The sequence below is a fragment of the Oryzicola mucosus genome, assembly GCF_014534685.1.
Taxonomy (GTDB): Bacteria; Pseudomonadota; Alphaproteobacteria; order Rhizobiales; family Rhizobiaceae; genus Oryzicola; species Oryzicola mucosus.
In genome coordinates, this window is record NZ_JACVVX010000006.1 from 217,581 (window position 1) to 230,920 (window position 13,340).

The 13,340-nt window shown below is 61.3% G+C and carries 10 protein-coding genes; 6 read left to right on the forward strand and 4 right to left on the reverse strand.

Annotated features, from left to right (window positions below; genetic code table 11):
• Positions 1 to 66 precede the first annotated feature (66 nt).
• The 3 genes from ICI42_RS18805 to ICI42_RS18815 all read left to right on the forward strand — a co-directional run bounded on the left by ICI42_RS18805 (position 67) and on the right by ICI42_RS18815 (position 2,357).
• Entirely contained in the window at positions 67 to 537 is a 471-nt protein-coding gene (locus ICI42_RS18805) for an RDD family protein (protein WP_188166140.1), read from the forward strand.
• Between the two features lie 124 nt (positions 538 to 661).
• Positions 662 to 1,420 (forward strand): arginyltransferase, encoded by a 759-nt coding sequence (locus ICI42_RS18810; RefSeq protein ID WP_188166141.1) that lies wholly within the window; start codon positions 662 to 664, stop codon positions 1,418 to 1,420.
• 40 nt (positions 1,421 to 1,460) lie between these two features.
• Positions 1,461 to 2,357: a DMT family transporter gene (locus ICI42_RS18815; RefSeq protein ID WP_188166142.1), complete on the forward strand. Its 897-nt coding sequence runs from the start codon at positions 1,461 to 1,463 to the stop codon at positions 2,355 to 2,357.
• Here the strand turns inward: ICI42_RS18815 and ICI42_RS18820 are convergent.
• The gene (locus ICI42_RS18820) at positions 2,345 to 3,535 is read right to left on the reverse strand and encodes an AI-2E family transporter (protein WP_188166161.1); all 1,191 of its coding nucleotides are present in this window, start codon (positions 3,533 to 3,535) and stop codon (positions 2,345 to 2,347) included. The two genes, ICI42_RS18815 and ICI42_RS18820, sit on opposite strands and share 13 nt — an antisense overlap.
• 194 nt (positions 3,536 to 3,729) lie before the next feature.
• Positions 3,730 to 6,036: a DNA topoisomerase IV subunit A gene (gene parC, locus ICI42_RS18825; RefSeq protein WP_188166143.1), complete on the reverse strand. Its 2,307-nt coding sequence runs from the start codon at positions 6,034 to 6,036 to the stop codon at positions 3,730 to 3,732.
• A gap of 217 nt (positions 6,037 to 6,253) precedes the next feature.
• On the opposite strand from parC, the gene ICI42_RS18830 reads away from it, so the two are divergent.
• On the forward strand, positions 6,254 to 7,459 hold the full coding sequence (locus ICI42_RS18830) for a hypothetical protein (RefSeq protein WP_188166144.1): 1,206 nt from the start codon (positions 6,254 to 6,256) through the stop codon (positions 7,457 to 7,459).
• Positions 7,460 to 7,528: 69 nt separating this feature from the next.
• Here ICI42_RS18830 and ICI42_RS18835 read toward each other — a convergent pair whose 3' ends face one another.
• Together ICI42_RS18835 and aspS are read right to left on the reverse strand one after the other, a co-directional pair.
• The gene (locus ICI42_RS18835) at positions 7,529 to 8,614 is read right to left on the reverse strand and encodes a glycosyltransferase family 4 protein (RefSeq protein WP_188166145.1); all 1,086 of its coding nucleotides are present in this window, start codon (positions 8,612 to 8,614) and stop codon (positions 7,529 to 7,531) included.
• A gap of 122 nt (positions 8,615 to 8,736) precedes the next feature.
• Positions 8,737 to 10,527 (reverse strand): aspartate--tRNA ligase, encoded by a 1,791-nt coding sequence (aspS, locus tag ICI42_RS18840; RefSeq protein ID WP_188166146.1) that lies wholly within the window; start codon positions 10,525 to 10,527, stop codon positions 8,737 to 8,739.
• A 201-nt stretch (positions 10,528 to 10,728) separates the two neighbouring features.
• Between aspS and ICI42_RS18845 the strand changes: the two genes are divergently transcribed.
• Positions 10,729 to 11,988 (forward strand): MFS transporter, encoded by a 1,260-nt coding sequence (locus tag ICI42_RS18845; RefSeq protein ID WP_188166147.1) that lies wholly within the window; start codon positions 10,729 to 10,731, stop codon positions 11,986 to 11,988.
• A gap of 55 nt (positions 11,989 to 12,043) precedes the next feature.
• Positions 12,044 to 13,207 carry a ribonuclease D gene (gene rnd, locus ICI42_RS18850; protein WP_188166148.1) on the forward strand — a complete coding sequence of 388 codons (1,164 nt, stop codon included), beginning with the start codon at positions 12,044 to 12,046 and terminating at the stop codon, positions 13,205 to 13,207.
• Positions 13,208 to 13,340: the final 133 nt, after the last annotated feature.

Sequence of the window (13,340 nt, forward strand, 5' to 3'; positions counted from 1 at the left end):
TTACCCATTTTTCGGTCTGAGGCGCATCAACCCACGCAACCCGCGCCCGAAAGGAATCAAAACGGAATGAACGCTCGCGTTCTGGACGGCGAAATCATCACCAGCAGCCTTGACGACATCCGCAACTATGACGGTGTCCGGTCGCGGCGCATTTTCGCTTTCTGTATTGACTATCTGATCGTCGGGCTGCTGCTCATACCGGTCGCCATCGTCGTTTTCGTCCTTGGCGTCATAACGCTGGGTCTGGGGTGGATGTTGTTTGGCGTGCTCTTCCCGTTGGTGGCGCTTTGCTACATCTGGAGCACGCTGGGCGGGCCAAACCAGGCAACGGTGGGAATGCGCGTGATGGGCATCCGGCTCGCCCGCCTGGACGGTCGAACCGTCGACGGCCTGTTTGCCGTGCTGCACTCGATCCTGTTCTGGGCTGCCAACGCCCTCCTAACGCCCCTGGTGCTTCTTGTGACCCTGTTCACCGACCGAAAGCGCGCCTTGCACGACCTGCTGCTCGGCACCGTCGTGGTCAGAAGCGACCGTTGATGGCTTTTTCGCCGCTTCCGCGCGCAAAAGTGAAGTTGCGCGGAAGCTTTGGCGCAAGAAGCCAGTTGAATTTTTCCGCTTCCGGGGGAAGCTATAGGGATTCATGGGAGTCCCTTGGCGATCTATGACCCAGCACCCGACGCAATCGCCGCAGTTCTTTCTGACAGCCCCATCGCCCTGCCCTTATCTCGAGGGACAGTTCGAGCGGAAGGTGTTTACGCATCTGGTCGGCGATAAGGCTCCCGAGATGAACGACTTGCTCACGCAGGGCGGCTTTCGTCGGTCGCAGAACATCGCATACCGTCCAGCCTGCGAGACCTGCAGAGCCTGCGTTTCAGTGCGCATACTGACAAACGAATTTACCCAGACACGCAACATGAGGCGCATCGCGGCGCGCAACAGCGATCTGGTCGGCGCGATGTTGAACCCCGAACCCTCGACCGAGCAGTACTCGCTCTTTCGCAGCTATCTCGACGCCCGTCACCGTAAGGGCGGCATGTCTGACATGACGGTTCTCGACTACGCCATGATGGTCGAGGATACCCATGTTGAAACCAAGCTGATCGAATACCGCCGCCGCGGCCCTGATAGTTTTCTCACTGGCAAGGGACAGGGCGAACTGATCGCCGTGGCGCTGACCGACCGCATGGCGGACGGCCTGTCGATGGTCTATTCCTTCTATAATCCCGAATTCGAGGATCGTTCGCTCGGCACCTTCATGATTCTCGACCATATCGCCCGCGCCGGAGCTCTCGGTCTGCCCCACGTCTATCTCGGTTACTGGGTCAATGGTTCGCCAAAGATGAACTATAAGATACGGTTCACGCCGCAGGAGCATCTCGGCCCAAAGGGCTGGGACCGTTACACGCCCGAGATCGAGTGATCAAAGGCGCGTTTGTCCTTGCCAAGGCAGGGAGAACGTCGTGACTGCATCTCTATCCGATCATGCGAAAGGCCTGCTGCTGACCGGCTTCGGCGGCTTGGTGCTGACCTTAGACATTCCGCTCATACGCTTGGCTTCGGGCGAACATTGGAGCGTACTGCTCGCACGCAGTGCGGCAACGCTATGTGTCACGCTGATCGTCTGGTTCGCCTGGAGGCTGATTCGCGGCAATGTGCCGGCGCTGGTTCCCGGCTGGACAGGCCTGCTTGTCGCTGCTTTATACGGCGCAAGCTCCACGGCATTCCTGACAGCCGTCTTTTACACCTCGACGGCCAACCTAGTCTTCATCCTAGCCTTCAACACCATGTTCGCCGCCCTGCTTTCCTGGGCGTTCCTTGGCGAACGACCGAGCCTAGCCACCATGATCGCAATGGCTTTCATGCTGCTTGGCGTCGGCATCATCGTGGGCGACTCCGTCGGCACCGGCAATTTGTTCGGCGACATGCTCGCCTTGGTCGCCGCCCTTCTGATCGCCGGGGCGATTACGGTCAGCCGCGCGACCGGTAAGGATATGGGTTTCGCCGCACTCGTCGCCGTGGCTCTGCCGCTTCTGGTGGCCGCAGTCATGCTGCCCGATGCGGGCGTTTGGATCGAAGCGCCATGGTGGATCCTGTTCAACGGCGCGGTAGTCATTCCGATTGCGTTCTTCTGTCTCGCCAACGGACCGAAATATATCTCCGCCCCCGAAGTGGCGATGTTCTATCTCTTGGAAACGGTGCTGGCGCCGGTCTGGGTCTGGATGATCTTTGCCGAGCAGCCGTCGCGCAACAGCCTTATCGGCGGTGCAATCCTGATTGCAACGCTGATCATCCACACGCTCTGGCAGATATCGCGAAGCCGGCGGCGCATTCCGCGCGGCGCCGGTCAGGCCGTGTGAGACTTGGCGCGGGGCTGTGGCGGCAAGTCAGGCTCGACGTTTTTCGCCAGTTCGACGACGGCCACTTCGTGCTCTTCCGTCGCCAAGGTCGCCGCAGCCAGCGCCTCCTCGTCGCTGGCCTCCACCTCGCGCACCCATTCGCGCCAGATCGATACCAGCAGAGCCATCAGCACCGGGCCGATGAAGAGCCCTAAGAAACCCATCGTCTTCACGCCGCCGATGAGGCCGAAGAAGGTCGGCAGGAAAGGCAGCTTGATCGGACCACCGACCAGCTTGGGCCGTAGTGTCTTGTCGACGATGAAGAGTTCGATACTGCCCCAGGCGAACAGAGCGATGCCTGCAACCAGCGAGCCGCTGGCAACAAGATAAATCGAGACGAGCGTGAACGACAACGGCGCACCGCCGGGAATCAGCGCCATGATGCCGGTCAGTACGCCCAGCGTGATCGGCGACGGCACGCCGGCGATCCAGTAGGCAACGCCCAAAACGACGCCCTCGCCAATCGCGATCAGGGTCATGCCGATGACGGTCGAACTGATGGTGGCCGGCACGATGCGGGAGATTCGCTCCCACCGCATCGGCAGGATGCGTTCACCCAGCCGGTCGATCTGTGCGACGAAATTTTCGCCATCGCGGTAGGTGAAGAACAAGGCGATCAGCATGAACAGCAGCGTCAGCAGATAGCCGAACGCGCTGCCCCCCGCGGCGAGCACGCCGCGATAGATGCTGCCGATATTGGCACCGCTGAGAAGCTGGAACAGTTCGCCGATAGCCCCGGGATGGCCGATATAACGTGCCCACTGCTCGTTGAGCCACTCGCCTATGCCGGGCAGGTTGAGCATCCATTCCGGTGTCGGGGCGCCGTTGCGGTTGGTCTGCACCGCCCAGGAAAACCATTCGCGCACCTCGTTGACCGCATAGGTCGACGCGAAAGCGATGGGCACGACGAGGAAGGCGACGATGAAGAGAATTGCCAGGGTCGCTGCCACGGTACGGTTGCCATCGACAGCTACAAGCAGGCGCCGATACAGCGGCCAGCTCGCAAAAGCAATGACGACGGCAGCCAGCACGGGGACCAGAAAACCATGGAAAAAGTAGATGCCCGCAGCGACGATCAGAACCAGCAGCCACCGCGCTGCCGAAACCGGCGACACCAGCGGCGCGCGCTTGGCCGACATGGAGCCGAAGAAGCGCGGTTCCCGGTTTTGCCTGCTCGGATCGGATATGCTCAAAGGATCATACGCTCCATCAACCCAATATGGGAGATTGGATACGCTCCCACAACTCCCGCTCGAACCAGAATAGCTTACCGGCCAATCATGTCGAAAGCTTTATCCGAGCGGTAAAACCGGAAATAAGTTGGGCTGCCGACTCAGCCGAACTTGCCGGTGCGTGGGAACCCCTTCGGGACCATCCTTCCGGCGCCAGCGCGATTGCCGAGCCATTCCGTCAGTTCGCTGCGCATGCGGGTGAATTTTCGGTTGGACGAATCAGACCAGGAAAGCCCTTGCTCGATGGCGAAGATCTTGAGGTCGAGAACGCCGCCATCCTTGTAGCGCTGCAGCCGGACACCCTTGCCGCGTGCCATTTCCGGAATTTCCGAAATCGGGAAGACCAGCATCTTGCGGTTGTCGCCGATGATAGCGACATGGTCGCCGTTAGCCGGCACGCAAATCTGCGCCTCGTCCGGCGACTTGACGTTCATCACCTGCTTACCCTTGCGGGTGTTGGCGACGACCTCATCCTCGGAGACGATGAAGCCGCTGCCTTCATGCGAGGCCACCAAAAGCTTGCGCTTGGGCTCGTAGACGAAGGCGGTGACGATGTCCTGGTCGTTCTCCATGTCGACGATGATGCGGATCGGCTCGCCATGGCCGCGTCCGCCCGGCAGGCGGTCGGCGCCGATCGTGTAGAACTTTCCGCCCGTGGTGAAGACCAGGATCTTGTCTGTCGTCTGGGCATGGAAGGCCAGCTTCAGGCTGTCGCCCTCCTTGAAGGTCAGCAGCGACAGGTCGTTGAGATGCCCCTTCAGCGCCCGCAGCCAACCCTTTTCCGAGACGACGACGGTGACGGGTTCCTTCTCGATCATCGCCTGATGAATGTCGGCGACGTCGTGGTCGGGAGCGTCCGCGAACTGGGTGCGGCGCGCGCCGAGCTCTGTGTTGAGAGCAAATTTCTTGCGTGTCTCGCTGACCTGCCAGCGGATCGTGCTCCACTGCTTGACGTCGGAGGCCAGCAGATCCTCGATCTGCTTCTTCTCCGCCGTCAACGCTTCGAATTCCTTGCGAATTTCGAATTCTTCCAGCTTGCGCAACTGGCGCAGCCGCAGGTTGAGGATTGCCTCGGCCTGGACATCCGTCAGGTCCCATCTGGCGATCATCACCTGCTTGGGCTCATCCTCCTCGCGGATGATGCGGATGACCTCGTCGATGTTGAGATAAGCGATGAGATAGCCGGCAAGCACTTCCAGCCGCCGCTCGATGTCGGCCAGACGGTGCCTGGAACGCCGCACCAGGACCTCGCGCCGGTGGTCGAGCCACTCCTGCAGAACGGACTTCAGCGACAGCACGTTCGGGATCTTGCCGCGCGACAGCACGTTCATGTTGAGGGGAAAGCGCGTTTCGAGTTCGGTCAGCTTGAACAGCGATTCCATCATCAGGCCGGGGTCGACCGCACGGCTCTTGGGCACCAGAACGACGCGTATGTCCTCGGCGCTCTCATCGCGGATGTCTTCGAGCAGCGGCAGGCGGCGCGCGATCAGAAGCTCTGCGATCTTCTCGATCAACCGTGCCTTCTGCACGCCATAGGGAATTTCAGTGACGACGATGGTCCAGGTGCCCCTGCCCTGATCCTCCTGAGCCCATTTGGCGCGAACCCTGAACCCGCCGCGGCCGGTCTCATAGGCGTTGACCACCGAAGCCCAACTGTCGACCATGGTGCCGCCGGTCGGGAAGTCAGGCCCGCGAACCTTGCATTCTAGCCGGGCGACCGGATCGTCCTTGATCTTTTCCCACTCAGCCGGAGAGGTCATCAATTCCTCGACCGAAGCATAGGAGCGGTCGATGAGATACAGTGCTGCCGAGCAGAGTTCGGCTGCGTTATGCGGCGGAATCGACGTGGCCATGCCGACCGCGATGCCGGACGATCCGTTGGCGAGCAGATTGGGAAATGCGCCCGGAAGGACGACGGGCTCTTCGTCTTCCTCATTGTAGGTCGGGCGGAAATCGACCGCGTCCTCGGTGATGCCTTCCAGCAGCGCCGTCGCCACCTCGGTCATGCGCGCTTCGGTGTAACGCATGGCAGCCGCGTTATCGCCGTCGATGTTGCCGAAGTTGCCCTGCCCGTCGACCAGCGGATAGCGAACGGAAAAATCCTGCGCCAGCCGCACAAGCGCGTCATAGATCGACTGGTCGCCATGCGGATGGAACTTGCCCATGACCTCGCCGACGATGCGGGCGCATTTGGCGAAACCCTGGTCGGGATTCAGCCGCAACAAGCGCATGCCGTGCATGATGCGGCGATGAACGGGCTTCAGCCCGTCGCGAACGTCCGGCAGAGCGCGGTGCATGATGGTGGACAACGCATAGGCGAGATAGCGCTCTTCCAGCGCTGCCTTCAGGTCGACCGGTTCGATGTGATCACCGCCGCCATCTTCGGGCGGCAAAGGCCTTTTTCCCATGGGTTCCGGTTAGCGGAGCGGATGATTCGCTGCAAGCGGTGGCAACGCCGCGGCGAAAATCAACAGTGCATGATTTCCCAAATTCCGGCTGCGCCCTAGCTAAGGTTTGCCTTTTCTCGCCGAATGCGTGCAAAATTGGCGAAATGCCTTGATGCAGTCCAGTTCGTACAAGACGTGTTGTGGCGCTAAAGAATCAAACTCTTAGGGAAAGACACAAATGCTCCATCGTTCGACCGTGGGTAAACTGACGCTTTCGACCTTTCTGCTCACCGTGCCTTTGAGCTCCGCTTTCGCGCAGGATGCGACCGCCATCGCCGACCGACTGCAGGCTGCGCTGAAGACGCAAAGCATGGACCTTTCCTGGGACAGTGTGACCGGCGACGCCGCGGAAACCGTTCTGCAAGGCGCCAAGCTGTCGATCCAGGGTCCGGAGACGCCCCAGGTCATACCGCTCGGCAAGCTGACCCTGACCGGCATCGAAGAAACCGACAAGGGCGGCTATCACATCGATATGCTGACCACCGATCCCTATGAAGTCACCGAGCGCGGCTCGACCATCACGTCCAGCCCTGTCGAAATCGGCGGGCTGGTTCTGCCCGCGCCCGGCGCAACCGATCCACTCGAAAGCGCGATGCTCTACGAGACGCTCGATGTTGATAATTTCACAGTCAAGGTCGGCGACAAGCCCGCCTTCACGCTCGACCAACTGCATGTCGAGATGACGCCGCCTACAGACGGTGCCGCCATGGAGTTCAGCGCCAACGTCGAAAAATTCACCGGCGACCTGTCGCTGGTTACCGACCCGAACGCCAAGCGCGCCATCGAAGGCCTCGGCTACCAGACCATTGACGGCTTTGTCGAAGCGGAAGGCACATGGCAGCCCTCGGATGGGCGCATGCAGCTGTCGCAATACGACATCACCGTCAACAATGCCGGGACGCTCGGCATGACCTTCGACCTTGGCGGCTACACCATGGACTTCCTGAAATCGATGCAGGACCTGCAAAAGAAGATGGCCGAGCAGCCGAAGGGCGCGGACACCAACGCCCAAAGCATGGCGATGCTCGGCCTGATGCAGCAGCTTACCCTGGCCAGCGCCACGATCCGCTTCGACGACGATTCGCTGACCGGCAAGATTCTCGATTACGTCGCCAAGCAGCAGGGCGCGAAGCCCGAAGACATTGCCAACCAGGCCAAGGCCATCCTGCCCTTCATGAGCGGCCAATTGCAGAATCCCGAACTCGCCAAGCAGATTTCCACCGCCGTGAACGCCTATCTCGACGATCCGCAGTCGCTGGAAATCGCGGCCAAGCCGGCATCGCCAGTGCCATTCGCGATGATCGCGGCCAATGCGATGTCCAACCCGGTCGAACTCACCAAGACGCTCGCAGTCACGGTGACGGCAAACCAGGCGGCCGAATAGCAGGTCATTCTAAGGACGAAAAACCCGGCGCGATTTCTCGCCGGGTTTTTATCGAGTCTTTTTCAAAGCTTATGCGCTTTGGCTGAAACGTGGGTTCATCAAAACCTGCTCCATCCGCGCTGCCATATACCGGAAGGTCTGTTGCCAATCCGGCAAGGCACTGCCGAAGGTCCAGGCCGCATCGGCCAGCTCGGCAAGCTGATCAGGCTCAGCCAGCAGTGCGTCGATGACGGCCGCAAATCCGGATGCATCCTCCGACGGTGCAAACACCACACCTTCATGCGCCCATGTCACTACGGCGCCTGACGAGGTGGTCACTACAGGAACGCCATGGCGAAGTGATTCCGCGACCGCCATGCCGTAGCCCTCATACTGCGAGGCGGCAACGAACAGCGAAGCAGTGCTCCAGATACGCGCAAGATCTGCATCAGGCACCGCTCCGGTCAGGCGTATGACCTGACCCAGCCCGGCGTCGCCGATCTGATTTCTCAGAGCCTCCACATAGTCGGGATGCCGCTCGAGGTCGCCGACGATCAGCCATTGCCAGTCGCGTGCCCTTAGCTGTTGCGCCACCTCGATGAGATAATCGTAGCGTTTTCTCGGGATCACCGCGCCGACCGACAAAAGGGTGCGCGGAACGGCAGTACCATCTGGCGTCGAGCGTATTGCAGGGTCGTTTCCGGGGATCGCCACCAGCACGCGCTCAGACGGCATGCTGTAGTGGCGCATCAGATAGCCCTTGGTCGCCTCCGATGTCACGATGACGGCGTCGCAAACCACAAGCCCGCGCCATTCCGGACCCCGGTCGACGGAAACGCCATTGGCTTGGTCTTCGATGGCTTGCGAATGGTGGAAGATCGAGACAACCCCGAAGCGCCTTTCGCGCAACAGCGGCTCCAGATCGGCGATATGCAGATGGTCGCTCAGCAGAACAGCGTCGTCCGGAAAATCGGCGAATGCCCTGGCGAGCTTTGCCCTGGCACCGTCTTCGATGCACGGAAAGGCAATGGGCACCGACAGCTCGGAAAAGCCTGAAACCTGTTTCGCCAATTCCGCCGCCAAGCGGCTATTATAGACCCAACCGCCGGTCAGCCGGGCGTAATCTTCGCTGCAGAGATAATAGACGCGCATGCCGCAAGTCGTTGCCCCGCCCATGCTCGGGCAGCCGCATCGTAGCCTCAACAGGCCCCAAGACAAGACAGGCGACGGGAAAGTTTAAAGGTCGAATCGAAACAAGGCGATGCGGCAGGGTTTTCACCCCGCCGCACAGGCTTCGATCAGGCGTCTTTCTTGGACGGCACGACGCGAATAGCCAGTTCACGCAATTGCTGCGGCGTCGCAGGCGACGGCGCATTCATCAGCAGGTCCTGTGCCTGCTGGTTCATCGGGAACAGCGTAATCTCGCGAAGGTTCTTCGCACCGGTCAGCAGCATGACCACACGGTCGACGCCGGCAGCCATGCCGCCATGCGGCGGCGCGCCATACTGGAAGGCACGGTAGAGCCCGCCGAAGCGCTCTTCCACGTCAGCCTGCGTCAGGCCGACCTTTTCGAACGCCTTGACCATCAAGTCCGGCGACTGGTTACGGATCGAGCCGGAAGCGATCTCATAGCCGTTGCAGACCATGTCGTATTGATACGCCTTGATGGTCAGCGGATCCTGGCCCTCGAGCGCCTCAAGTCCACCCTGCGGCATCGAGAAGGGGTTGTGGGCGAAGTCGATCTTCTTCTCGTCCTCGTTCCACTCGAAGAACGGGAAATCGACGATCCAGCACAGTTCGAACCGCTCGCGGTCGATCAGGTTCAGTTCCTCACCCACCCGGGTGCGGGCCTCGCCGGCGAATTTGTAGAACTTGGCGGGGTCGCCGGCTACGAAGAAGCAGGCGTCGCCGTCTTCCAGGCCGAGCTGGGTGCGGATCGCATCGGTACGTTCCGGCCCGATGTTCTTGGCGAGCGGGCCTGCGCCCTCCAGCGTCTCGCCTTCCTTGCGCCAGAAGATGTAGCCCAGGCCGGGCTGGCCCTGCTGCTGCGCCCAGGAATTCATGCGGTCACAGAAGGCGCGGCTGCCGCCGGTCTTGCCGGGAATGGCCCAGATTTCGACCTTCGGGTTTGCGGCGATCATGCCGGCGAAGACCTTGAAGCCGGAACCGGCGAAATGCTCGGTCACCGCCTCCATGACGATGGGGTTGCGCAGATCAGGCTTGTCGGAGCCGTATTTGCGGATCGCCTCGTCATAAGGAATGCGCGGGAAGTTCTGCGTCACCGGCTTACCCTCGGCGAACTTCTCGAAGACGCCGCGCAGCACGGGCTCCATCGTATCCCAAACATCTTCCTGGGTGACGAAGCTCATTTCCAGATCGAGCTGGTAGAATTCGCCCGGCAAACGGTCGGCGCGCGGGTCTTCGTCACGGAAGCAGGGGGCGATCTGGAAATACCGGTCGAAGCCCGCCACCATCATCAGCTGCTTATATTGCTGCGGCGCCTGCGGCAGGGCGAAGAACTTGCCTTCATGGATGCGGCTCGGCACCAGGAAGTCGCGCGCGCCCTCCGGCGAGGATGCGGTCAGGATCGGCGTCGAATATTCGGGGAAACCAATATCGGCCATGCGGGCGCGCATATCGGCAATGATGCGCGTGCGTGTGATGATGTTCTTGTGCAGCGTCTCACGGCGCAGATCGAGGAAACGGTATTTGAGCCGGATGTCCTCGGGATAATCGGGCTCGCCGAACACCGGGAGCGGCAATTCCTTGGCAGCCGCCAGCACTTCGATCTCCTGGGCGTAGAGTTCGATTTCGCCGGTTGCCATGGTCTTGTTGACGGTTTCCTCGGAACGCGCCTTGACCTGGCCGTCGACGCGAATGACCCATTCGCCGCGAACGGTCTCAGCCAGCTTGAAGGCAGGCGAATCCGGATCAACGACCACCTGGGTCATGCCGTAGTGGTCGCGCAGATCGACGAACAGCAGCCCGCCATGATCTCGGACGCGGTGGACCCAACCCGAAAGACGGACGGCCGACCCGACGTCGGATTTTCTCAACTGGGCGCAGTTGTGGCTGCGGTAACGGTGCATGGCAGAATTCCGGTCTGGACTGGTGTGCGGAGCCCCGACACTTTGCCGGCAGCAGCCCCGATTTTCGGCGGGAAAAGCGCATGGGAGCACGGCTTTGTCAAGGCGAAGCCACCCCCGTGGCCCAATCGCGCGGGCAATTGCCGCTGGTGCGGGGTGCGATGATCGTTCATGAAGATGCATCGGCCATCGCACAAGTGCCCCATGTCATCGCTCAAGCCGTTGATTCCCCTCCTCATCGCTGCCGGCATCCTGCTCGGCGGCAATGGCCTGCAGGGAACGCTGATCGCGCTACGGGGCGCGCAGGAGGGGTTCTCGCCCTCGCTCATAGGGCTGACCGGCACCTCCTATTTCCTCGGCTTCCTTTTGGGCTGCCTGACGATCACGCGGATGATGAAGGCGGTCGGCCACGTCCGCTCCTTCGCCACGCTAGCCGCCATAGCATCCGCCGCGACACTGCTTCTGGTGCTGATGATCGATCCATGGAGTTGGTCGGTGCTGCGTTTCGTCAGCGGCATCTGCTTTGCCGGCCTGTTCACGGTGATGGAAAGCTGGCTCAATTCGGGGGTCAACAACAAGGACCGCGCGCAGGTCCTGGCGCTCTATCGCATCATCGACATCGGCTCGGTCACCGGCGCGCAATTCCTGATTCCCGTCTTCGGCGCGGATGGGTTCGCCATCTTCGCGATCATGTCGATTATGATCACATTGTCGCTGGTGCCGGTCTCGCTCGGCGACCGATCCAACCCGACCCCGCCAGCGGAGGTGAAGCTTGACTTGGCCCGTGTCTGGCGGATTTCGCCACTAGGCTGCTTCGGCTGCGTCGCGGTCGGTGTCACCAACAGCGCCTTTCGCTCCTTAAGCCCGGTCTATGCCGAACAGATCGGCATGTCGGTCACCGATGTCGTGACCTTCGTCAGCGTCGGCATCATCGGCGGTGCGATCATCCAGTATCCGCTCGGCTATCTCTCCGACCGCTGGGACCGGCGCAAGGTTTTGCTGGTGAGCACCGTCGGTTCATTGGTCATGGCGGTTGCGCTGGCGACCGTCGCGGGCAGCAATCCGTTCATGAATTTTGCGCTGGTGTTCCTGTTCGGCTCCTTCGCAATGCCGCTCTATTCGCTGTCGGCCGCGCATGCCAACGACCGGGCGCAGAAAGGCGAGTTCGTTCTGGTCAACGCAGCCCTGATGCTTTTCTACTCTTTCGGCGCGGTGGCGGGTCCGCTGCTGGCGTCCTTCGCCATGCAGAGCTTCGGGCCGCAATGGCTGTTCGTATTCTCCGCCACTGTCTATCTCATTTTCAGCGCCGTGATCATTTTGCGGATGACGGTACGCGCACCCGTTCCTGCCGAGCGGCGCGGCCGGTTCACCGCGCTGCTGAGAACCTCGCCCTGGTTTGCAAAACTGGCCAAGCGGCGGCCTTCCGACGGTCCAGGAAGCGATCCGGGGGCACCCAGCGCTTGACGAATGGCTCTGTGGCTGAAATCTAGATGACACAATTGTTAAGCGAATTTGATTGATGCATGTAATCACCACGACCGAAGAGCTCGAAACCACCGTCGCCGCGCTGGAGCGCTCGGCTTTCGTCACGGTCGACACTGAATTCATTCGCGAGACCACCTTCTGGCCCGAGCTTTGCCTGATCCAGATGGCGGCACCGGGGATTACGGCCCTGGTCGATCCGCTGGCGCCCGGCATCGATTTGGCGTCGTTCTTCCGGCTGATGGCGGACGAGGCCGTCACCAAGGTGTTTCACGCGGCAAGGCAGGACATCGAGATCGTCTTCCATCTCGGCGGCCTGATCCCGCATCCGGTTTTCGACACGCAGGTCGCGGCCATGGTGTGCGGCTTCGGCGACAGCGTATCCTACGAGCAGATCGTCCAGAAGGTCACCGGTGGGCAGATCGACAAGTCGTCCCGCTTCACCGACTGGCGCCACCGCCCGTTGTCCGACAAGCAGCTCGACTATGCGCTGGCCGACGTCACGCATCTCATCGAAGTCTATGAGTATTTGAAAGCCGAACTGGAACGCGAGGACCGGGCGCACTGGCTGAACGAGGAGATGGAGGTGCTGACCGCGCGCGAAACCTACGATCCGCGCCCGGAAGACGCCTGGAAGCGCTTGAAAATGCGCGTGCGCAAGCCGCTGGAGCTTGCCGTGGTGCAGTCGGTCGCAGCCTGGCGAGAACGCGAGGCACGCGAGCGCAACGTGCCGCGCGGCCGTGTGCTCAAGGACGATGCCATCTATGAAATCGCGCAGCAGGCCCCGCGCGACGCGGCGGCACTTGCCCGCCTGCGCACCATCCCCAAGGGTTGGGAGCGCTCGTCGACAGCCACAGCCTTGCTGGTTGCCGTCAACTCAGCGCTCGACCTGCCAAGAGAAGCACTGCCGAAAATGCCCAAGCACACCCAGTCCCCGGAAGGCACGGGAGCCGCCGCCGAGCTGCTCAAGGTTTTCCTGAAGCTCATCGCCGAAAAGCACGGCGTCGCGGCCAAGGTGCTCGCCTCGGGCGACGATATCGACCGTATCGCGGCGGAAGGCGAAGACGCCGATGTACCCGCTCTTTCCGGCTGGCGTCGGGCGGTGTTCGGCGAACCTGCCATCAGGCTGGTGCGGGGAGAACTGGCCCTGAAATTCGAACGCAAGAAGCTGGTCGTGTTCGAGGCCGAGAAAGAGGCCTAAAGCGTGTCGCGTTTGACGTGATTCAGGATTCCCATTTTGGTTGGGGGATGATTCATTGAGGTTCGAAGGAGAACCGCGATGGGCAAGCCGCTACCGATGGCGTTGCGTGAACGTGTTGCTGCGTTTGTCGATG

Bases quoted from the DNA above. Each gene is read 5' to 3' on its own strand.
- ICI42_RS18835 (WP_188166145.1), bottom strand. From the start codon at position 8,614: ATGGGCGGGGCAACGACTTGCGGCATGCGCGTCTATTATCTCTGCAGC.
- ICI42_RS18805 (WP_188166140.1), top strand. From the start codon at position 67: ATGAACGCTCGCGTTCTGGACGGCGAAATCATCACCAGCAGCCTTGAC.
- ICI42_RS18845 (WP_188166147.1), top strand. From the start codon at position 10,729: ATGTCATCGCTCAAGCCGTTGATTCCCCTCCTCATCGCTGCCGGCATC.
- ICI42_RS18830 (WP_188166144.1), top strand. From the start codon at position 6,254: ATGCTCCATCGTTCGACCGTGGGTAAACTGACGCTTTCGACCTTTCTG.
- rnd (WP_188166148.1), top strand. From the start codon at position 12,044: ATGCATGTAATCACCACGACCGAAGAGCTCGAAACCACCGTCGCCGCG.
- aspS (WP_188166146.1), bottom strand. From the start codon at position 10,527: ATGCACCGTTACCGCAGCCACAACTGCGCCCAGTTGAGAAAATCCGAC.
- parC (WP_188166143.1), bottom strand. From the start codon at position 6,036: ATGGGAAAAAGGCCTTTGCCGCCCGAAGATGGCGGCGGTGATCACATC.
- ICI42_RS18820 (WP_188166161.1), bottom strand. From the start codon at position 3,535: ATGTCGGCCAAGCGCGCGCCGCTGGTGTCGCCGGTTTCGGCAGCGCGG.
- ICI42_RS18810 (WP_188166141.1), top strand. From the start codon at position 662: ATGACCCAGCACCCGACGCAATCGCCGCAGTTCTTTCTGACAGCCCCA.